The sequence below is a fragment of the Nocardioides sp. genome, from assembly GCF_036503465.1.
Lineage (GTDB): Bacteria > Actinomycetota > Actinomycetes > Propionibacteriales > Nocardioidaceae > Nocardioides.
This window is the reverse complement of the sequence record NZ_DASXWU010000078.1, coordinates 43432-62766: the sequence shown is the minus strand read 5'-3', so window position 1 is coordinate 62766 and position 19335 is coordinate 43432. Positions and strand designations below refer to the sequence as shown.

Annotated in this window: 24 protein-coding genes; 18 read left to right on the top strand and 6 right to left on the bottom strand. The window is 70.5% G+C overall.

The features are described 5' to 3' along the window. Positions 1–366: 366 nt before the first annotated feature. The 5 genes from paaA to paaE are packed head-to-tail and all read left to right on the top strand — an operon-like array spanning position 367 to position 3817. Positions 367–1239: a 1,2-phenylacetyl-CoA epoxidase subunit PaaA gene (gene paaA, locus VGK78_RS14510; protein ID WP_414690688.1), complete on the top strand. Its 873-nt coding sequence runs from the start codon at positions 367–369 to the stop codon at positions 1237–1239. Continuing rightward, a complete protein-coding gene (gene paaB / locus VGK78_RS14505) occupies positions 1236–1523 on the top strand; it encodes a 1,2-phenylacetyl-CoA epoxidase subunit PaaB (protein ID WP_331528382.1) in 288 nt (95 codons plus the stop codon). Before paaA ends, paaB begins: the two co-directional genes overlap by 4 nt. After that, a complete protein-coding gene (gene paaC, locus VGK78_RS14500) occupies positions 1520–2263 on the top strand; it encodes a 1,2-phenylacetyl-CoA epoxidase subunit PaaC (RefSeq protein ID WP_331528381.1) in 744 nt (247 codons plus the stop codon). The genes paaB and paaC overlap by 4 nt, the downstream gene beginning before the upstream one ends. Next, on the top strand, positions 2260–2751 hold the full coding sequence (paaD, locus tag VGK78_RS14495; protein ID WP_331528380.1) for a 1,2-phenylacetyl-CoA epoxidase subunit PaaD: 492 nt from the start codon (positions 2260–2262) through the stop codon (positions 2749–2751). Before paaC ends, paaD begins: the two co-directional genes overlap by 4 nt. A gap of 4 nt (positions 2752–2755) precedes the next feature. Continuing rightward, on the top strand, positions 2756–3817 hold the full coding sequence (paaE, locus tag VGK78_RS14490; protein WP_331528378.1) for a 1,2-phenylacetyl-CoA epoxidase subunit PaaE: 1062 nt from the start codon (positions 2756–2758) through the stop codon (positions 3815–3817). A 15-nt stretch (positions 3818–3832) separates the two neighbouring features. On the opposite strand, the gene VGK78_RS14485 is transcribed toward paaE, so the two are convergent. Next, positions 3833–4429, bottom strand: a complete 597-nt coding sequence (locus VGK78_RS14485) for a DUF3043 domain-containing protein (RefSeq protein WP_331528377.1) — start codon at positions 4427–4429, stop codon at positions 3833–3835. Positions 4430–4539: 110 nt separating this feature from the next. Here VGK78_RS14485 and VGK78_RS14480 point away from each other — a divergent pair, with 110 nt between their 5' ends. The 6 genes from VGK78_RS14480 (at position 4540) to VGK78_RS14455 (ending at position 8705) form a co-directional block, all read left to right on the top strand. Further along, entirely contained in the window at positions 4540–5328 is a 789-nt protein-coding gene (locus VGK78_RS14480; RefSeq protein WP_331528375.1) for a PspA/IM30 family protein, read from the top strand. Next, the gene (gene pspAA / locus VGK78_RS14475) at positions 5325–5603 is read left to right on the top strand and encodes a PspA-associated protein PspAA (protein WP_331528374.1); all 279 of its coding nucleotides are present in this window, start codon (positions 5325–5327) and stop codon (positions 5601–5603) included. Before VGK78_RS14480 ends, pspAA begins: the two co-directional genes overlap by 4 nt. Before the next feature lie 45 nt (positions 5604–5648). Continuing rightward, on the top strand, positions 5649–6608 hold the full coding sequence (htpX, locus tag VGK78_RS14470; protein ID WP_331528373.1) for a zinc metalloprotease HtpX: 960 nt from the start codon (positions 5649–5651) through the stop codon (positions 6606–6608). After that, positions 6605–7180 (top strand): PspA-associated protein PspAB, encoded by a 576-nt coding sequence (gene pspAB, locus VGK78_RS14465; protein ID WP_331528372.1) that lies wholly within the window; start codon positions 6605–6607, stop codon positions 7178–7180. The genes htpX and pspAB overlap by 4 nt, the downstream gene beginning before the upstream one ends. A gap of 62 nt (positions 7181–7242) precedes the next feature. Further along, positions 7243–7758 (top strand): RNA polymerase sigma factor, encoded by a 516-nt coding sequence (locus VGK78_RS14460; protein ID WP_331528371.1) that lies wholly within the window; start codon positions 7243–7245, stop codon positions 7756–7758. Continuing rightward, complete coding sequence (locus VGK78_RS14455; protein WP_331528370.1) at positions 7755–8705, top strand: hypothetical protein; 951 nt, start codon at positions 7755–7757, stop codon at positions 8703–8705. The genes VGK78_RS14460 and VGK78_RS14455 overlap by 4 nt, the downstream gene beginning before the upstream one ends. On the opposite strand, the gene nadA is transcribed toward VGK78_RS14455, so the two are convergent. Further along, positions 8706–9878: a quinolinate synthase NadA gene (gene nadA, locus VGK78_RS14450; protein WP_331528369.1), complete on the bottom strand. Its 1173-nt coding sequence runs from the start codon at positions 9876–9878 to the stop codon at positions 8706–8708. It lies immediately after the preceding gene. Between the two features lie 18 nt (positions 9879–9896). Next, positions 9897–10769: a GNAT family N-acetyltransferase gene (locus tag VGK78_RS14445; RefSeq protein ID WP_331528368.1), complete on the bottom strand. Its 873-nt coding sequence runs from the start codon at positions 10767–10769 to the stop codon at positions 9897–9899. Positions 10770–10788: 19 nt separating this feature from the next. Between VGK78_RS14445 and VGK78_RS14440 the strand changes: the two genes are divergently transcribed. The 3 genes from VGK78_RS14440 (at position 10789) to erpA (ending at position 13452) form a co-directional block, all read left to right on the top strand. After that, complete coding sequence (locus tag VGK78_RS14440; RefSeq protein ID WP_331528367.1) at positions 10789–11910, top strand: carboxylate-amine ligase; 1122 nt, start codon at positions 10789–10791, stop codon at positions 11908–11910. A gap of 4 nt (positions 11911–11914) precedes the next feature. Next, the gene (locus VGK78_RS14435; RefSeq protein ID WP_331528366.1) at positions 11915–13000 is read left to right on the top strand and encodes a glycerate kinase; all 1086 of its coding nucleotides are present in this window, start codon (positions 11915–11917) and stop codon (positions 12998–13000) included. A 98-nt stretch (positions 13001–13098) separates the two neighbouring features. After that, positions 13099–13452, top strand: coding sequence for an iron-sulfur cluster insertion protein ErpA (erpA, locus tag VGK78_RS14430; RefSeq protein WP_331528365.1), 354 nt, complete (start codon positions 13099–13101; stop codon positions 13450–13452). 64 nt (positions 13453–13516) lie between these two features. Here erpA and VGK78_RS14425 read toward each other — a convergent pair whose 3' ends face one another. Beyond that, positions 13517–13747 carry a hypothetical protein gene (locus tag VGK78_RS14425; protein WP_331528364.1) on the bottom strand — a complete coding sequence of 77 codons (231 nt, stop codon included), beginning with the start codon at positions 13745–13747 and terminating at the stop codon, positions 13517–13519. A 63-nt stretch (positions 13748–13810) separates the two neighbouring features. On the opposite strand from VGK78_RS14425, the gene VGK78_RS14420 reads away from it, so the two are divergent. Beyond that, positions 13811–14794, top strand: coding sequence for a carbohydrate kinase family protein (locus VGK78_RS14420; protein WP_331528363.1), 984 nt, complete (start codon positions 13811–13813; stop codon positions 14792–14794). On the opposite strand, the gene VGK78_RS14415 is transcribed toward VGK78_RS14420, so the two are convergent. Then, positions 14787–15008, bottom strand: a complete 222-nt coding sequence (locus VGK78_RS14415) for a sulfurtransferase TusA family protein (protein WP_331528387.1) — start codon at positions 15006–15008, stop codon at positions 14787–14789. The genes VGK78_RS14420 and VGK78_RS14415 overlap by 8 nt on opposite strands. Continuing rightward, positions 15008–16105 carry a cysteine desulfurase family protein gene (locus tag VGK78_RS14410; protein ID WP_331528362.1) on the bottom strand — a complete coding sequence of 366 codons (1098 nt, stop codon included), beginning with the start codon at positions 16103–16105 and terminating at the stop codon, positions 15008–15010. Before VGK78_RS14410 ends, VGK78_RS14415 begins: the two co-directional genes overlap by 1 nt. A 130-nt stretch (positions 16106–16235) precedes the next feature. Here VGK78_RS14410 and coxB point away from each other — a divergent pair, with 130 nt between their 5' ends. Genes coxB through VGK78_RS14395 form a run of 3 tightly spaced genes read left to right on the top strand, consistent with a single transcriptional unit; the run spans position 16236 to position 19305 of the window. Beyond that, positions 16236–17165: a cytochrome c oxidase subunit II gene (coxB, locus tag VGK78_RS14405; protein ID WP_331528361.1), complete on the top strand. Its 930-nt coding sequence runs from the start codon at positions 16236–16238 to the stop codon at positions 17163–17165. Next, on the top strand, positions 17162–18910 hold the full coding sequence (gene ctaD, locus VGK78_RS14400; RefSeq protein ID WP_331528360.1) for a cytochrome c oxidase subunit I: 1749 nt from the start codon (positions 17162–17164) through the stop codon (positions 18908–18910). Before coxB ends, ctaD begins: the two co-directional genes overlap by 4 nt. After that, a complete protein-coding gene (locus VGK78_RS14395) occupies positions 18907–19305 on the top strand; it encodes a cytochrome c oxidase subunit 4 (protein WP_331528359.1) in 399 nt (132 codons plus the stop codon). Before ctaD ends, VGK78_RS14395 begins: the two co-directional genes overlap by 4 nt. The last annotated feature ends 30 nt before the right edge of the window (positions 19306–19335 follow it).

The window sequence follows — 19335 nt, the reverse complement described above, 5'->3', positions numbered from 1 at the left end:
GGCGGGAAGCACCGCGGCATACGCGTCCCCCCACACGGCCGCCTGCACCAGGCCCACCGCGGGGGCGTCGCTCTCGCGGGCCACGCGGACGCTTGCGTCAGCGAGCGGGCCGGGGGCGTGCTCGTGCCCGTGGTCGTGGTGGGAGGACATGCGCCCATCCTCGCACCCAGCCCACTATGTGACACGAGCCGCGCAGAATTGCTGACCGGTGTAACAGCCGGGCATAATGCCCTCATGTACGGCAACGACTTCGACACCGGCGACGAGCCTGGCCTGCCCGGTCCCGACGAGCCGCTCAACGCCGCCGAGTCCGGGCTGTTCGACGACCTCATCGAGCACGACCAGCGCATCGAGCCGCGCGACGAGATGCCGGACGCCTACCGCCAGACCCTCATCCGCCAGATCGCCCAGCACGCGCACTCCGAGATCATCGGCATGCAGCCCGAGGGCAACTGGATCACCCGCGCACCGAGCCTGCGCCGCAAGGCGATCCTCATGGCCAAGGTCCAGGACGAGGCGGGGCACGGCCTCTACCTCTACAGCGCCGCCGAGACCCTGGGCATCGACCGCGAGGAGCTGCTCGACCGGCTGCACACCGGCAGGCAGAAGTACTCCTCGATCTTCAACTACCCGACGCTCACCTGGGCGGACTGCGGCGCGATCGGCTGGCTCGTCGACGGCGCGGCGATCATGAACCAGGTGCCGCTGTGCCGCTGCTCCTACGGGCCCTACGCCCGCGCCATGGTGCGCGTGTGCAAGGAGGAGTCCTTCCACCAGCGGCAGGGCTTCGAGATCCTGCACACGCTGTCGCACGGCACGCCCGAGCAGAAGGCGATGGCCCAGGACGCCGTCAACCGCTACTGGTGGCCGTCGCTGATGATGTTCGGCCCGCCCGACGACGACTCGCCCAACTCCGCGCAGTCGATGGCCTGGGGGATCAAGCGGTTCAGCAACGACGACCTGCGGCAGCGGTTCGTCGACATGACCGTGCCGCAGTCCGAGGCACTCGGGCTGACCCTGCCCGATCCCGACCTGCGGTGGAACGACGAGCGTGGCCACTACGACTACGGCGAGATCGACTTCACCGAGCTGTTCGAGGTGATCAAGGGCAACGGCCCGTGCAACGCCGAGCGGATGGCCCACAAGCGGGGCGCGTACGACGCCGGTGCCTGGGTCCGCGAGGCGGCCGAGGCCTACGCCGACAAGCAGTCCCGTCGTACCCAGGAGTCGGTGGCATGAGCTCCCGGGACTGGCCCCTCTGGGAGGTCTTCGTCCGTGCCCGCCGCGGGCTGTCCCACGTGCACGCCGGCTCGCTGCACGCGCCCGACGCCCAGATGGCGCTGCGCAACGCCCGCGACCTCTACACCCGTCGCGGCGAGGGCGTCTCCATCTGGGTGGTGAAGGCCTCCGACATCGAGGCGTCGACGCCCGAGGAGCGCGACCCCTTCTTCGACCCCGCCGCCGACAAGATCTACCGTCATCCGACCTTCTACGAGGTCCCCGAGGGAGTCGAGCACCTGTGAAGGACGAGGCCCTCGTCGAGTACATCCTCGGACTGGCGGACGACGCGCTGGTCTCGGCCCAGCGGATGGGCTGGTGGATCAGCCGCGCGCCCGAGCTCGAGGAGGACGTCGCACTCGCCAACATCGGGCTCGACCAGCTCGGCCAGGCGCGCAGCCTGCTGACCTACGCGGGCGAGGTCGAGGGTGAGGGCCGGAGTGAGGACGACCTCGCCTACCTGCGCGACGACCGCGAGTTCCGCAACGTGAAGCTCGTCGAGCGGCCGATGACCGACTTCGGGGTCGCGATGGCGCGGCTGCTGCTGTTCTCGACGTACCAGCTGCATCTCTACCGCGCCCTGGCCTCGAGCAGCGACGCGACGCTGTCCGCGATCGCCGCGAAGGCGGTCAAGGAGGTCGCCTACCACGTCGACCACGCCACGCACTGGGTGCTGCGGCTCGGCGACGGCACCGAGGAGTCGCACGCGCGCATGCAGGCGGCGCTCGACGCCGAGTGGCCCTACGTCGAGGAGCTCTTCGGTCCACTCGATCCGACGCTGGCCGGCCGCGTCGCCGACCCGGCAGCCCTGCGCGAGGCCGTCCTCTCCGACGTACGTCGTGTGGTCGACGAGGCCACGCTGGCGCTGCCGGAGGTGCCGACCGCCCTCGGCGGCGGGCGAGAGGGCCTGCACACCGAGCATCTCGGCTACCTCCTGGCGGAGATGCAGCACCTCCACCGTTCACACCCGGGGGTGACCTGGTGACCTCGACGACCATGCCCCGGGCCCGCGAGATCGCGGCGGCCGTCCTCGACCCCGAGCTGCCCATGGTCACGATCGAGGACCTCGGGATCCTGCGCGACGTCACCGAGGACGACCAGGGACGGGTCCACGTCACGATCACCCCGACGTACTCCGGCTGCCCGGCGATGGAGACGATCCGCGAGGACCTCGTCGACACGCTCACCCTCGCCGGCTACCGGCACGTCGACGTCGAGTTCGCGCTCAGCCCCGCCTGGTCGACCGACGACCTGACCGACCTGGGCCGCGACAAGCTGGCCGAGGCCGGGATCGCCCCGCCCGGCCCGGTGCGCCGGGCCGACGGGCCGGTGCCGCTGGCGCTCTCGGTCCGGTGCCCGCAGTGCGGCAGTCTCGACACCCGGGAGTCGAGCAGGTTCGGCTCGACGGCCTGCAAGAGTCTGTGGGTCTGCCGCTCGTGCCGCGAGCCCTTCGACCACTTCAAGGCTCTCTGATCCGATGTCCAAGCCCCAGTTCCACCCGCTCCGGGTGGCCTCGGTGGAGCAGCTCACCGACGACTCGGTGGCGCTCTCGTTCGCGGTGCCGCCCGAGCTCGCCGACGCGTACCGCTTCGTGCACGGCCAGCACCTGACGATCCGCGGCGACGACGGCGAGCGACGCAGCTTCTCGATCTGCACCACCCCGAGCTCCGGTGTGCTCAAGATCGGGGTCAAGAAGCTGCCCGGCGGCGCGTTCTCCGAAGGTGTCGTCGACGCGCTGCGCCTCGGCGACGAGCTCGACGTGATGACGCCGGCCGGTCGGTTCACGACGCACCTCGACCCGATGAGCGAGAAGGTGTACGTCGCGATCGCGGCGGGCTCGGGGATCACGCCGATCATCTCGATCGTGTCGACCCTGCTCGAGGCGGAACCGCAGGCGCAGGTGCTCCTGGTCTACGCCAACCGGACGCACCGCACGATCATGTTCCTGGACGACCTGCACGACCTGAAGGACCGCTTCCCCGAGCGCTTCCAGCTCGTCCACGTGCTCTCGCGCGAGCAGCAGGACGTCGAGCTGTTCTCCGGCCGGCTCGACGGTGACCGGCTCAGCCGGATCCTGAAGTCGCTGCTGCCGGCCGAGGAGGTCGACGAGTGGTTCCTCTGTGGACCCCAGCAGATGGTCGTCGACCTCCGGCAGGTGATCCTCGACCACGGCGTCGATGCCCACGCCATCCACACCGAGCTCTTCCACGCCGACCCCGTACCGCGCGCCCCCGCGGACACGTCGGCATCGGTCGAGGGCGCTGCCAAGGTCACCATCAAGCTCGACGGCAGGTCGTCCGACTTCGAGCTGCGGACCGACGGTGTCGGTGTCCTCGAGGCCGCGCTCCAGGTGCGCAGCGACCTTCCCTTCGCCTGCCGCGGCGGCGTCTGCGGCACCTGCCGGGCCAAGCTGGTCGAGGGCACGGTCGCGATGGACGTCAACTACGCCCTCGAGCCCGAGGAGATGGACGCCAGGTACGTGCTCACCTGCCAGTCGCACCCGACGTCCGAGCGCGTGGTCCTCGACTACGACGCGTAGGGCCGCGCCGAAGGCCTAGCGGTAGTGCTCGGGCAGCTGCTGCCCCATCTTCACCTGCGGCTTCGGCTGCCGGAACGGCCGCACCTGCAGCGCCCGCATCACGGCGTAGAAGGTGGTGCCCTTGTGGGACTGGTCGGGGAACCGCCGGTTCAGCTCCTTGCTCAAGCGCCAGCGAATCCGGAACGACTCCACCAGGATCAGCAGGATCAGCGCCGGCATCGCCACGTTGGCGTAGCCCGCGAGCGCCGCGCTGCCGCTGTAGCCGAAGATCAGCAGCACGACCAGGATCGGCAGCATCAGCTCGAGGATCCAGAAGGAGCTGTCGACGAAGTCGCGGACGAAGCGGCGGACCGGGCCCCGGTCGCGCGCGGGCAGGTACCGGTCGTCGCCGGTGCGCATCGCCTCGCGCATCTTCGCCGTCGACTCGCCCCGGGCGAGCCGGCGGGCGGCGGCCTGCTCCTTGCGCGTGCGCGGCACCTTGGCCTTCGCCTTGTTCGCCGCCTCGGCGTCGCGGCGGCTCGGTGTCGGACGGCCCTTCTTCTGGCGGGCCGAGGGGACGTCCGTCTCAGGGTGCTCGGTGGCTGCGGACTCGGGCTTGGTACGGCGGAACAACGCGGTGCTTCCTGGGTGTCGCGGGACGGATGGAGGTCGGGCCTGGACGGCCCTGAACGACCAGCCTACCGTCGCACCTACTCCTTGACGGCTACCCATAGGCTGACCCCATGAGCATGTGGCAACGCATCAGCCTGATCTTCCGAGCCAAGGCGAACAAGGCGCTCGACCGGGCGGAGGATCCTCGGGAGACGCTCGACTACAGCTACCAGCGGCAGATCGACCTGCTCGCCCAGGTACGCCGTGGCGTCGCCGATGTCGCCACCTCACGCAAGCGCGTCGAGCTGCAGATCAACCAGCTGCAGGCTCAGTCGGACAAGCTCCAGGGGCAGGCCGAGCAGGCGATCAAGGCCGACCGCGAGGACCTCGCACGTGAGGCGCTCACCCGCAAGTCCGGACTCACCTCGCAGATCACCGACCTGAAGACCCAGCAGGCGCAGCTCCAGGGCGAGGAGGAGAAGCTCACCCTCGCCCAGCAGCGGCTGAGCGCCAAGGTCGAGGCGTTCCGCACCCGCAAGGAAACGATCAAGGCGACGTACACGGCTGCCGAGGCGCAGACCAAGATCAACGAGGCGATGTCCGGCATCGGCGAGGAGATGGGCGACGTCGGGATGGCCATCCAGCGGGCCGAGGACAAGACCGCTCAGATGCAGGCGCGGGCCAGCGCGATCGACGAGCTGATAGCCTCCGGGGCGCTCGACGACGCCACGTCGCTGAACCAGGGCGACGACATCTCGCGCGAGCTCGAGGCGATGAGCTCGCACTCCGAGGTCGAGGCCGAGCTGGCCCGGCTCAAGGGCGGGTCGACGCCGCAGGCGATCGAGGGCGGCCAGGACGGCGGCGACATCCTCGAGGAGTCACAGCATCAGGCGTCGAGCGAGTCGAAGGACTCGCAGTGATCGTCCGGATCCTCGGCGAGGGCCAGTACGACGTCTCCGACGAGGCGGTCTCGGCACTCAACGAGCTCGACGCGACGGTCGAGTCCGCGATCGAGGCCGGTGACGAGGCGGCGTTCCAGGCGGCGCTGGCCTCGCTGCTCGACGGCGTGCGCACTGCCGGGGTGCCCCACGACGCGCAGACCCTGGACTCCTCCGACCTGATCCTGCCGATGGCCGACGCCAGCCTGGCCGAGGTCAAGGACATGCTCAGCGGGGACGGGCTCATCCCGGGCTGACCCGGCGCCGACCACCCCTTTGGGTGTTTCGGGAAGAATGACGGCATGTCCCGTACCCGATTCCGGTCCGACGCCGGGCTGACCGCCCGGATGACGTCGGTGATGTTCCTGCTCGGGGCCGTCTTCGTGGCCCTGATCGTGGTCCTCATGTTCGTGTTCCCCAAGTTCTGGGTCCTGATCGGACTGGTCGGGATCGGGATCGCCTGGGGGCAGTGGTACTTCTCCGACACGGTCGCGATGAAGGCGATGCGAGCGCGCGAGGTGACGCCCGAGCAAGCACCGGAGCTCCACCAGATGATCGACCGGCTCTGCGCGCTGGCCGACATGCCGAAGCCGCGCGTGGGCGTCGCCGACGTCAACGTCCCCAACGCGTTCGCGACCGGCCGCTCGCCCGAGCGTTCGGTGGTCTGCGTGACCACAGGCATCCTGGGCATGCTCACCGCCGACGAGATGGAGGCGGTGCTCTCGCACGAGCTCAGCCACGTCGCCCACCGCGACGTCACCGTCATGACCATCGCGTCGACCGCGGGCATCATGGCCGGGATGCTCAGCCGCGGCGCCCAGTACGGCGCCTTCTTCGGCGGCGGCCGGCGTGACAACAACAACAACAACGCGGGCGGGCTGCCGATCTGGGTGGTCGTGCTGGTGGTGAGCCTGGTCGTCTACGCGATCAGCTTCTTCCTGACCCGGCTGCTCTCGCGCTACCGCGAGCTGTGCGCCGACCGGTCGGGCGCCTACCTGACGATGAAGCCGCGCGCCCTCGCGACGGCGCTGCAGAAGATCTCCGGCGGGATGAACGCCATCCCACAGCGCGACCTCCGCCAGGCCAGCGCCATGAACGCGTTCTTCATCGCGCCGGCGATCAAGGGGATGAGCCTCGGGCAGCTCACCTCGACCCACCCGTCGCTCGAGCGCCGGCTCCAGCAGCTGGCGAAGATCGAGGCCGAGCTGAGTCGTCCGGTGGACGGGCCGGTGGACGACCACGACGGGCCGCCGGCGTTGTGAGTCGGTTCTGGGGAGCCCTGACCGGGCGCACGACGCCGAAGAAGGCGAACCTCGACTCGCTGTTCATGGTGCCCTCGGCCGCGATCACCCTGCAGACCGCGGCCGGCTTCACCCCGACCGGCAGAGGCTCGGTCTGCTTCCGGGCGCCTGACGGCGCGGCGTACCAACAGGTGCAGGACGAGGTCGTCACCCTGCTGCGCGAGGACGCCGACAAGCCGGACGTGCAGGTGCAGCGCGACGACTTCGGCTTCACCTGGCTGGTGGTCGACCGGGTGGACGACGACGTCGAGGGGCTGTGCACCGACCTGCACGCCGTGAACACCGCACTGGAGGAGCAGGGCTACGCCACCGGGCTGCTCTGCTCGCTGGTGCCCTTCGTCGACGCGTCGGGGCGGAAGGTCGGCCTGGTCTATCTCTACAAGCAGGGCACCTTCTACGGGTTCGCGCCCACCGGCCCGAAGACCCGCGACAACCTCCTCGAGATCCAGGTCCGCGACACCCTCGCCGGCGAGCTCCCCATGGAGCAGGACCTCCAGCGCTGGCTCGCCCTCTGGGGTGCCCCCGGTCTCTAGCCGACTGAGGCAACCTGGGACTCCCATCGTTCCGTTCAGGTGGTGACGGAAGGGAGCCCGAGGTGCGGGACGTCGACGACACGGAGTTCGTGCAGTTCGTCGACGGTCACGCCCGCGAGCTGCGGCGCACGGCGTACCTCATGTGCGGGGACTGGCAGCGCGCCGAGGACGCCACCCAGGACGCACTGGTCAAGCTGTACGTCGCGTGGTCCAGGATCGAGCGCCGAGGCGGGTTGCGCGCCTACGCCCACCGGGCCGTGACCACGGCCGTGATCGACCAGGGCCGCAGGCCCTGGCGCCGCGAGGTCGGTGGTGAGGACCTGCCCGACCCGGGCGCCGACCCGATCGAGCACGTCGACCGCAGGCTGGCGGTGGTCCGCGCGCTGCAGTCGTTGCCGCACCGGCGCCGGCAGTGCGTGGTCCTCCGGTACTTCGTCGACCTCTCGGTCGAGGAGACCGCGCAGCACCTCGGGATCACCACCGGGACGGTCAAGAGCCAGACCGCGCGTGGCCTGGAGCAGGTGCGTGACGCCCTCCGGGGACAGGGCCTCGACGTCGAGCTGGAGGAGCAGCTGTGAACGAGCGCATGAGTGACCTGCTCGACCTCGCGTCGGACGACGCCGGGGCACCCCTCGGGTTCGGCGGGGACACGATCGTCCGTCGGGCCCGCGTCCGACGTCGTCGCCGGCACGGCGGGATCGCGGCCGGCCTGGCCGCGGCCGGTGTCGCCGGTGTGCTCGCGCTGAGCCAGGTCGTCGGGTCGGCTCGCACCGGGAGCGGTCCCTCCGTGGGTCCCAGCACCAGCGCGCCGCCGTCGACCGCGTCGTCGTCGGCACCGGTGCTCGACCCGCAGGAGCGCGCCATCGTCGACCGGTGTGCACGGGCCCGTGCCCCGGGTGGGATCTCCGGCGACACCTCGATCAGCCGGATCGGCCCGAACGACCACTCCGGACGGCCACCACGCGCGCCGCGCGCCGGGTTCCTGCACCGGTGGATGCTCGACGCCCACGTGCAGGACGCCCGGGGCGCCACCGCGACGTTCGTCAACCCCGAGCACACGCGCTGGGTGAGCTGTCAGCTCGTGGCGGGCGGCACCGACAACGCCGACGAGGTCACCGGCCGTGGGCCGCTGCCGAGCGGGCCGGTGCCCCGGAGCTGGTACGGACCCGACGGGTTCCGGCACCAGGCGACGAGCCCCGACTGGTCGCAGGTCTGCGCACCGGGTGACGGGAAGGTCTGCCCCCGCGAGCTGTTCGCCGGCGCCTTCGCCCGGTACGCCGGTGTCGCCGCGGTGCGCGTGGACGCTCCCGACGGAACGGTCCTGCACCCGGTCCTCGGCACCTACACCTACGTCTTCCGACACGTCGAGGAGCGGGTGGATGCGCATCGGGCGAGCAACGACATGCAGGCGCTGCCCTCGATGCCGGTCACCCTGCTGGACGCCGCCGGCAGGACGATCATCCGCTACGACTACTTCCCGTCGTACCTCGTCCCGAGCACCTGCCCTGCGACCGGAGGTTGCTGATCAGCCCCGGTGAGACCGTCCCGGGAGGTCGAGCATCCGCTGGAGCGCGATCTTCGCGTGGTGCTCGGTGTCGGGGTCGACGGAGACCCGGTTGACGACGACGCCGTCGACGAGGGACTCGAGGGCCCACACCAGGTGGGGGAGGTCGATCCGGTTCATCGTCGAGCAGTAGCAGACGTTCCGGTCGAGGAACACGATCTCCTGCTCCGGGTGCTCGCGGGCGAGGCGCTGCACGAGGTTGAGCTCGGTGCCGACGGCCCACTTCGATCCGGCTGGGGCCGCCTCGATGGTCTTGATGATGAACTCGGTCGAGCCGACCAGGTCGGCGCGGGTCACGACGTCGTGGGTGCACTCGGGGTGGACCAGGATGCGGATGCCCGGCTTCGTCGCCCGCAGCTCGTCCACGACCTCGGCCGAGAACCGGCCGTGCACCGAGCAGTGGCCCTTCCACAGGATCATCCGGGCCGCCGCGAGTGCCTCGGCGGAGACGCCGCCGTCCGGCCGGCGCGGATCCCAGACGACACAGTCGTCGAGCCCGAGCCCGAGCTTCAGGACGGCGGTGTTGCGACCGAGGTGCTGGTCGGGGAGGAACAGCACGGTGGCCTCGGGCCTCTGCGAGAACGCCCACTCCAGGGCCACGTCGGCGTTGCTCGACGTACAGACCGCGCCGCCGTGGCGTCCGCAGAAGGCCTTGATGTCGGCCGACGAGTTCATGTACGTGATCGGGACGACGCTCTCGGCGATGCCTGCGCCGGCCAACGCGTCCCAGCAGTCCTCGACCTGTGCGAGCCTGGCCATGTCGGCCATGGAGCAGCCCGCGGCGAGGTCCGGGAGCACCACCATCTGCTGCGGCGCGGTCAGGATGTCGGCCGACTCGGCCATGAAGTGGACGCCGCAGAACACGATGTACTCCGCCTCCGGCCGCGCGGCGGCGTCGCGGGCGAGCTTGAACGAGTCGCCCGTGACGTCGGCGAACCGGATGACCTCGTCGCGCTGGTAGTGGTGACCGAGCACGAAGACCCGGTCACCCAGCGCCTCCTTCGCAGCGCGGACACGCTCGACGAGGTCGGGATCGGACGGCGCCGGGAGGTCGCCCGGGCACTCGACCCCCCGCTCGGTGGCCAGGTCGGTGCCGCGTCCGAGCGGCAGCAGCGGGAGGTCCACCGTGGTCATGACGTCATGCTAGGGAGGTCACATCAGGGCGCCGTGGGGGAGGTACGGCCTGGGCGGTCGCATGTTGCGGAGCGCCTGGTAGCCCTCCTGGAAGACGTCGAGCCGCGCCGCGATCCCGACGTCGAGGGCCCAGCCGTTCTCCGGGGTGATGTGGCCGACCAGCACGTCGTCGCTGGACGCGATCGCCTCCCACATCAGCCGCGAGGCCGTACGCCGGTCGGTCGCCGCCAGCAGGGCGACGCCGTCGTCGAGGTAGGCGTACCCCTGGGCCGAGGAGGTCTCGCTGACCACCAGCCGGAACTGCCTCATCAGCAGCTGGTGGTCGACGCCGTGGGCGGCGCCGCGGGTCCGGCGGTCCACCGAGTCCATCAGGTCGACGTCGCTCTCGGTGCCTTCGCGGACCTTCTCGACGACCGGGATCTGCGAGCGGTCCGGCGTCCCGCGGACGAACATCTGCGGGTGCAGGGTGAACCCGGCGGCGTGGTACCGGCGGACCGCCTTCGGGTCGCTGGAGGCGTTGAGCATGCCCCGCAGGCAGCCGCGCCCGTGGTCGAGTGCCGGTGCCAGGAGGGCCTTGCCGAGACCGAGACCCTGGGCCTCGGGCACCACGGCGTACGACGCCAGCAGCCACAGCTTCTCCCGCACGAACGAGATCACCACGCCGAGCAGCGCGTCGTCGCGCTCGGCGACCCAGCAGCCGCCCGGATCTGTCCTGATCAGGTGCCGAGCCCGGTCGACCCAGTGGGCACCGCGCTCCGGTGGCCGCAGCTGCGGATCGGGCCACGACCGGCGGAACATCCGGGTGTCGAGCTCGTGGTAGCCGACCGCGGTCAGCCGCTCCGCCGCCCCTGCGTCGTCGACGGTCATCGGCCGGATCCGCGTGTCGCTCACCCGCCCTAGCATTGCGGGCGTGCGCAAGGTCGGGGTGGAGGAGGAGCTCTTGCTCGTCGACCCGGACACCGGGGAGCTGGCCAACGCCGCGGGCCACGTGCTGCACGAGCACAGGAGCGAGCGCAGCGACGTCCCGCCGCCCACGGCGTCGCACGACCTGGAGGGCGAGCTGCTCCGCCACATGCTGGAGACCCATACCGACCCGGTCGCGGACCTGGGCGAGATCGCCCGGCAGCTGCGGGAGGCGCGGCGTACGGCGCTGGTCGCGGCCGAGGAGTCCGGACTGGCCCTGGCCGCCGTCGGGACGGCGCCGCTCGGCTCGGCCGAGCCGGCCGTCAGCGCCAACCCGAGGTACGAACGGATCGTCAACGAGTTCGGGGACACCGGACGCGGCGCGGGCACCCTCGGCATGCACGTCCACGTCGACATCGCCGACGACGACGAGGGCGTCCGGGTCATCGACTCCCTGCGGCCCTGGCTACCGCTGCTGACCGCCATCTCCGCGAACTCGCCGTACGCCTCCGGGAAGGACACGGGGTACGCCTCGTGGCGCCAGCAGGTGTGGACGAGGTGGCCCACGGCTGGTCCGGCCGAGCCGTACGGCTCGCTCGCGGAGTACCGCCGGGTGAGCCGCACCCTGATGGACATCGGCGCCGCGCTCGACGACGGGATGCTCTACTTCGACGCCAGGCTCTCCGCGCGCTACCCGACGGTCGAGATCCGGGTCGCCGACACCTGCACCGAGGTGGACGACGCGCTGGTGGTGGTGGCGCTCGCGCGGGCTCTGGTCGAGACCTGCGCCACGGCCGAGCCACTCACCGAGCCGTGGCGCACCGACCTGCTCCGCGGCGCCTGGTGGCGGGCCGCGAGGTACGGGCTGTCCGGCCACCTGGTGCACCCGGTCACCGCCGAGCGGGTCGAGGCCCGCGCGGCGATCGGGGCTCTCCGGGAGCTGGTGGACCCTGCGCTGTGCAGTGCCGGCGACGACGCGCTCGTCGACGACCGTCTCGCCCGGCTGTCGTCCACGGGCACGGGTGCGCGGCGCCAGCGGTCGGCGTACGAGCGGACCGGCGAGCTCCGGGGGGTCGTGGCGGACCTGGTGGCCCGTACGGCGGACTCCGTGACAGGACCGGCAGGATGACGCCGTGCGCGTGCTGATCGCCCCGGACAAGTTCGCCGGCACGCTGACGGCGGTCGAGGCGGCCCGGGCGATCGCCGACGGCTGGTCGCGCAGGGCGCCGGGGGACCTGCTCGACCTGGCGCCGATGGCGGACGGAGGCCCCGGGTTCGTCGACGTGCTCCACGAGGCACTCGGCGGCGAGCTGGCGGTGGTCACGGTGACCGGCCCCCACCACGAGCGAGTGCCGGGCGCCGTGCTGAGGCTCGACCACCGGGCCTGGGTCGAGAGCGCCCAGGCCTGCGGGCTCGCCCTCACCGCGGGTGAGCGCGCCGAGAGCGCCACCACGTGGGGCGTCGGCGAGCTGGTCCGGCACGCGATCGAAGCAGGTGCCACCGACATCGTGGTCGGTCTCGGCGGCTCGGGAACGAACGACGGCGGCGCCGGCCTGCTCGGAGCCCTCGGTGCCACCGCCGACCGGCCGCTCGACGAGGGCGCGGCGGGCCTGAACGGTGTCGCCACCGTCGACCTCGCGCCCGCCCGTGCGAGGCTCGAGGGCGTCACGCTCACCTGCGCCAGCGATGTCGACAACCCGCTCACCGGGCTGTTCGGGGCCACCAGGTCCTTCGGTCCGCAGAAGGGCATCCCCGAGGACCGGCTGCCGGCCGTCGACCGCATCCTCGAGCAGCTCGCGGCGGCGACCGACCGGCGTACCTCGCTGGAGAAGGGGGCGGGCGCCGCCGGGGGCCTCGGGTTTGCCCTGCTCCTCCTGGGCGCCGGACGGACTCCGGGCTTCGACGTCGTCGCCGACGCGGTGGACCTGGCGGGCCGCGCCCGGACCGCCGACCTCGTCCTGACCGGCGAGGGCGCCTTCGACTTCTCCAGCCGCTCCGGCAAGGTCCCGTACGGCGTCGCCACGGTCGCCGCGGAAGCGCTCCGGCCGTGCGTGGCCCTCGCGGGGCGGGTGCTGGTCGGGTCGCGCGAGATGCGGGCGCTGGGCATCGAGTCGGCGTACTCGCTGGTCGACCTGGTGGGGGAGGAGCGCGCCCTGGGCGACCCCGCCGGGAGTCTGGCGTGTCTCGCGGAGCGGGTCGCCCGCACCTGGTCGCGCTGACCGGGATCCCTCGGAATAACCACCGCTGTGCGAGAATTGGGACTGTCAGACGCGCCCTCGTGACGCGCTTCTCAGACACCGATGAAGGAGCTGTGAGCATGACCGACCAGGTCACCGAGCGTCGTACCGACCAGATCAACCTGAGCCCGGTCGCGGCCACGAAGGTGAAGAGCCTGCTCGACCAGGAGGGTCGTGACGACCTCCAGCTGCGCATCTCGGTGCAGCCCGGGGGCTGCAGTGGTCTGCGCTACCAGCTGTTCTTCGACGAGCGGACGCTCGACGGCGACGTCGTGAGCGACTTCGACGGTGTGGCCGTCGTGGTCGATCGGATGAGCGTCCCCTACCTGAACGGCGCCATGATCGACTTCGTCGACACGATCGAGAAGCAGGGCTTCACGATCGACAACCCGAACGCGACGGGATCCTGCGCCTGCGGCGACTCGTTCCACTGATCGGACTCCACGAAGCCCCCGCGTCTGTGTAGACGACTCCGCGGGGGCTTCGTGCTGTGTGCACCTAGTCCAGGTGCAGGTGCAGCGCGTCCGCGATGCGGGCGGCTGCCTCGTCCACGGCGATCTCGCGCTTGGCGACCTCGCGCGGGTAGTCGGCGTACTCCAGGCTCGGCGGGCCGGCGACGGCCGCCCGCGTGACCCGGTCACGGCGGAGCACCCGACCCACGGCGGCGGCGTCCTCACGCATCGCCGTCGGCGAGTCGATCTCGTCGTACGACGTGCGGGCACGGCTCATGATCACGACGCTAACGGCTACCAATGAGTACTCCCAGCCCGACATCACCTAGTCTTGCCGAACGTGTCCCTGCTGATCTGCGGATCCATCGCGACCGACCACCTGATGACCTTCCAGGGGCGCTTCAGGGACTCCCTCGTGGTCGAGCAGCTCGACAAGCTGGCGGTGTCGTTCCTCGTCGACGACCTCGAGATCCGGCGCGGCGGTGTGGCCCCGAACATGTGCTTCGGGCTCGGCCGGCTCGGCCTGCGGCCGGTGCTGGTCGGCGCCGCCGGCGAGGACTTCGTCGACTACCGCAGCTGGCTCGAGCGGCACGGCGTCGACTGCTCGTTCGTGCACATCTCGGACACCAAGCACACGGCGCGCTTCGTGTGCACCACCGACTCGTCGATGGCGCAGTTCGCCTCGTTCTACCCCGGTGCGATGAGCGAGGCGCGACAGATCGAGCTGCGGCCGATCGTCGGGCAGGTCGGTGCCCCCGACTTCGTGCTGATCGGCGCGGACGACCCCGAGGGCATGCTGCGCCACACGCGTGAGTGCCGGCAGCGGGGTTTCCCCTTCATCGCCGACCCGAGCCAGCAGCTGGCGTTCAGCGACGGCGGCCTGATCCGCGACCTCATCGACGGTGCGACGTACCTGTTCTCCAACGAGTACGAGTCGCACATGATCGAGTCCAAGACCGGCTGGTCGGCCGACGAGGTGCTCCGGCACGTCGGCACCCAGGTGACCACGCTCGGCCCCGACGGGGTCAGGATCCTGACCGGTGACGCAGAGCCGATCGAGGTCAAGGCGGCGCCGGGCGTCAGCGCCGTGGAGCCGACCGGCGTGGGCGACGCGTTCCGAGCCGGGTTCCTGGCCGGGCTCGAGTGGGGGTTCGGCCACGAGCGGGCGGCCCAGGTCGGGTGCGTGCTGGCGGCGTACGTCGTGGAGACCGTGGGGACGCAGGAGTACGCCTTCACCCACCAGCAGTTCGTCGACCGCGTCCGGACGGCGTACGGCGAACAGGCGGCTGCGGACGTCGCCGCCCACCTGTCGACGGTCAGCTGAGCCGGCGTACGACGTATCGCGGACACCCGTCGTCTGCGGACTCCTCGCCGACGTACTCCTGACCGGTCATCCGGCACCACGCAGGTACGTCGACCCGCGCGGCCGCGTCGGAGGCCACGACGCAGACCAGCTCACCGATGCCGACATCCGTGATGTGGCGGGCGAGCTCGATGATCGGGGCCGGGCAGACCAGGCCGCGGCAGTCCAGCTCCATCACAGGCGGGCCCGGAGACGTTCGATCGCGCCCGGCAGCACCTCGAGGAACCGCCCGACGTCCTCCTCGTCGGTGTCGCGTCCCAGGGACAGGCGGACGTTGCCGTGGGTGAGTGCGCCCATCGCGGCGAGGACGTGGCTGGGCTCCAGCGTCGACGCGGTGCAGGCCGATCCGCTCGCGACCTCGAAGCCGAGCCGGTCGAGCTCGGTCACCAGCGCCTCGCCGTCGACGTACAGGCAGGAGAAGGTGACCAGGTGCGGCAGGCGGTCGCTGGGATCGCCGACGACCTCGACGCCCTCGAGCTCGCCGACCACGCCACGGATCCACCCGATCAGGGAGTGGTGTCGCAGGTTCTCGGTCTCTCGCTCGGCGACCACCGCCTGGAGCGCCGCGGCCGACGCGAGGATCGCCGGCACGTTTCGCTCGTCGTCGGGGAACGGGTCGCGCCACCGCGCTCCGCGCCGTACCACCAGGACGCCGACGCCTGGAGGACCGCCCCACTTGTGGGCCGACGCCGCCAGGGCCGACCAGCCCTCGGGCAGGGCGAGCCGCCCCGCGGAGGCACAGGCGTCCACGAAGAGAGGTACGCCACCGAGGAGTCCGGCCACCTCGGCGATCGGCTGGAGGGTGCCGACCTCGTGATTGGCCGACTGACAGGCGACCACGGAGGTGTCGGTGAGATCCACGGCGCCGAGGTCGTCGAGCCGGACCCGGCCGGTGGGTTCGACGGCGATCGACCGGGTCGGCGCGCCCGACCATTCCGCCGCGTGCAGGACGGCTGAGTGCTCCACCGCGGTGTGCACGATCTGCGCGCCCCGGCGTGCGGCGCCGCGGTGCAGCCCCAGGAGCCCCCGGTGCACGGCCTCGGTGCCGGACGCGGTGAACGTGACCTCCTCGGGCCGCACGCCCAGCGCCTCGGCGGTCGCGGCCCGGGCGTTATCCAGGACGAGTCGCGCCGCGCGGCCGGCGTGATGGAGCCGCCGCGGGTCGGCGTACGCCGCGTCGAGGGCGGCCGCGAAGGCCTCCCGCGCGGCGGGATGCAGCGGCACACCGGAGGCGGAGTCCAGGTAGACGCGGCGGCCGGGCTCGCTCGACACGCCGCCAACCTAGCCCCGGCTCTGCGGCCCGGACCGGGCACCCGACTTACCGCGACCCACCCCCTCGAGCGGGCACGGGTTCGGATAGTGTGCGGACTGTTGGTGATCGCCTGAGCAGAAAGGCTCGTTCGTGGGTCGGCAAGTCCCCGCTGCCTCGGCCGCGACGCCTCGTCGCACCCAGCGTCGTACGCCTGTTCTCGCCCGCCGGGCAGGAGTCGCCCTCGTCGGAGCGATCCTCCTGGTCAGCCTGACCGGCTGCAGCAGCAAGGACCGCCACGAGTGGGCCAACCTGGCGATGCCCGACCCCGCCACGGCTCAGGGCGAGCACATCTTCCTGTTGTGGCGCTGGGCCTGGATCGCCGCGCTGGCCACGGGTGCGGTCGTCTGGGGCCTGATCTTCTACGCCGCGTGGCGGTTCCGTCGTCGCAGCGACGACGAGGTCCCGATCCAGACCCGCTACAACCTGCCGCTCGAGATCTTCTACACGATCGCCCCGATCATCATGGTCGTGGTGTTCTTCGTGCACACCGAGCGCACCCAGAACCTCGTCCGCGAGGAGGTCCCCAACCCGGATGTGACCATCTACGTCGTGGGCCAGCAGTGGACCTGGACGTTCAACTACCTGCCCGGCGGCGAGATCAACACGCCCGACCAGCAGGTCCTCTACAGCGTCGGCCAGGCCGGCAACCCGCCGACCCTGGTGATCCCGGTCGACAAGACCGTGGAGTTCAAGCTGCACTCGCCCGACGTCGTACACGACTTCGGCGTCCCGGGGTTCCTCGAGAAGGAGGACGTGATCCCGGGACCCCAGTCGCAGGACAACCACTTCCAGGTCGAGCCCACTGTGATCGGCGACTACCGTGGCAAGTGCTACGAGCTGTGCGGGGTCTACCACTCGCGCATGCTCTTCAACGTCAAGATCGTCAGCGATGCGGACTTCCAGTCCTACCTCCAGCAGCTACAGGCCCAGGGGAACGTCGCCAAGCAGCCTCTGCTCGGCGGCATCACCAGCCAGACGCAAGCTGGGCTCCAGAGCGGTTCTGAGGGAGGCTCCGAATGACCGCCACCACGCCGTCCACCGCCACCACGGTCTCGCAGCCCCGCCGTGATCTGGGCCAACGGATCATCAAGGTCATCACGTCGACCGACCACAAGGTGATCGGCAACCTCTACATCGGCACCGCGTTCGGCTGGTTCCTGGTCGCAGGCGTGATGGCACTGCTGATGCGCTCCGAGCTGGCCAACCCGGGCATGCAGTTCGTGAACGACGAGGTCTACAACCAGCTGTTCACGATGCACGGCACGATCATGCTGCTGCTGTTCGCGACGCCGCTGTTCTTCGGGTTCGGCAACGCGATCATGCCGCTGCAGATCGGCTCGCCCGACGTTGCGTTCCCGCGCCTGAACATGTTCAGCTACTGGCTGTTCCTGTTCGGCGGCCTGATCGCGGGCTCCGGCTTCATCACCCCGTCGGGTGCCGCCGACTTCGGCTGGTTCGCCTACACGCCGCTCTCGGACGCCGTACGGTCGCCCAACGTCGGCGGTGACCTGTGGGTGATGGGCCTGTGGATGGCCGGTCTCGGCACGATCCTGGGCGCGGTCAACTTCATCACCACGATCATCTGCATGCGCGCACCCGGCATGACGATGTTCCGGATGCCGATCTTCGTGTGGAACACGATGGTCACCAGCCTGCTGGTGCTCGTGGCGTTCCCCGTGCTCGCCGGCGCGCTGCTGTCGCTCGAGGCCGACCGAAGACTGGGGGCACACGTCTTCGACGCCAGCCATGGTGGCGCCATCCTGTGGCAGCACCTGTTCTGGTTCTTCGGCCATCCCGAGGTCTACATAATCGCGCTGCCGTTCTTCGGCATCATCACCGAGATCCTGCCGGTCTTCAGCCGCAAGCCCTGCTTCGGATACATCGGACTGGTGGGTGCGACCCTCGGCATCGCGGTGCTCTCGGTCGCGGTGTGGGCCCACCACATGTTCGTCACCGGCAAGGTCGACCTGCCGTTCTTCTCCGGGATGACGTTCCTGATCGCCGTACCGACGGGCGTGAAGTTCTTCAACTGGATAGGCACGATGTGGGGCGGATCGGTGTCGTTCGACACACCCATGCTCTGGTCCATCGGCTTCCTGACCACGTTCCTCTTCGGCGGCCTGACCGGCGTCATCCTGGCGAGCCCACCGCTCGACTTCCACGTCTCCGACTCCTACTTCGTGGTGGCTCACTTCCACTACGTCGTCTTCGGCACGGTGGTCTTCGCGATGTTCGCCGGGTTCTATTTCTGGTGGCCCAAGGTCACCGGCCGGATGCTCGACGAACGTCTCGGCAAGGTGCACTTCTGGATGCTGTTCATCGGCTTCCACACGACGTTCCTGGTCCAGCACTGGCTGGGCGTCGAGGGCATGCCTCGCCGGTACGCCGACTACCTGCCCCAGGACGGCTTCACCACTCTCAACCAGGTGTCGACCGTCGGCGCGTTCCTCCTGGGCGCCTCGACGCTCCCGTTCCTCTACAACGTGTGGATCTCCCGGCGTGGCCCGCTGGTCGAGGTCGACGACCCGTGGGGATGGGGCCGCTCCCTGGAGTGGGCGACCAGCTGTCCGCCGCCGCGCCACAACTTCGACCGCATCCCGCGCATCCGTTCGGAGTCGCCGGCGTTCGACCTGCACCATCCCGAGATCGCAGCGCTGGAGATGGAGGACAACTACGCGATGGCGAACGCCGGGTTCGCCGACGCGCCGGACGTCGAAGGCCGTGAGGAGCACCTGCGCGACCGGATGGACGGTGATGACTCGTGAAGATGGAGGCCTGGATCTTCGCGCTCGCGACGGCCTTCTTCCTGATCGTCAGCCCCGGGTACTGGTTCCTCTCCGGCGACTGGACCGGCACCTCGGCCCTCGTCATGACGACGCTGCTGATGGCGATGGTGACGCTCTACCTCGGGTTCCATGCGACGAAGATGGAGCCACGGCCGGAGGACCGTAAGGACGCCGAGATCGCCGACGGAGCCGGCGAGCTGGGGTTCTTCCCGCCGTACTCCTGGTGGCCGCTGTGGTGCGGCGCCTCCCTCGCCGTGATCGTGTACGGCGTGGCGATCGGCGCCTGGTGGCTGTTCATCATCGGGATCGGCCTGGGCGCCCTGGCCCTGTCGGGCTGGGTCTTCGAGTACTACCGCGGCGAGCACGCCCACTGACCCGGGCCGGCAACCTCCGAGCCGCCGGCC

Bases quoted from the DNA above. Each gene is read 5' to 3' on its own strand.
- paaA (WP_414690688.1), top strand. From the start codon at position 367: ATGCCGGACGCCTACCGCCAGACCCTCATCCGCCAGATCGCCCAGCAC.
- paaB (WP_331528382.1), top strand. From the start codon at position 1,236: ATGAGCTCCCGGGACTGGCCCCTCTGGGAGGTCTTCGTCCGTGCCCGC.
- paaE (WP_331528378.1), top strand. From the start codon at position 2,756: ATGTCCAAGCCCCAGTTCCACCCGCTCCGGGTGGCCTCGGTGGAGCAG.
- VGK78_RS14480 (WP_331528375.1), top strand. From the start codon at position 4,540: ATGAGCATGTGGCAACGCATCAGCCTGATCTTCCGAGCCAAGGCGAAC.
- htpX (WP_331528373.1), top strand. From the start codon at position 5,649: ATGTCCCGTACCCGATTCCGGTCCGACGCCGGGCTGACCGCCCGGATG.
- nadA (WP_331528369.1), bottom strand. From the start codon at position 9,878: ATGACCACGGTGGACCTCCCGCTGCTGCCGCTCGGACGCGGCACCGAC.
- erpA (WP_331528365.1), top strand. From the start codon at position 13,099: ATGACCGACCAGGTCACCGAGCGTCGTACCGACCAGATCAACCTGAGC.
- VGK78_RS14425 (WP_331528364.1), bottom strand. From the start codon at position 13,747: ATGAGCCGTGCCCGCACGTCGTACGACGAGATCGACTCGCCGACGGCG.
- VGK78_RS14415 (WP_331528387.1), bottom strand. From the start codon at position 15,008: ATGGAGCTGGACTGCCGCGGCCTGGTCTGCCCGGCCCCGATCATCGAG.
- ctaD (WP_331528360.1), top strand. From the start codon at position 17,162: ATGACCGCCACCACGCCGTCCACCGCCACCACGGTCTCGCAGCCCCGC.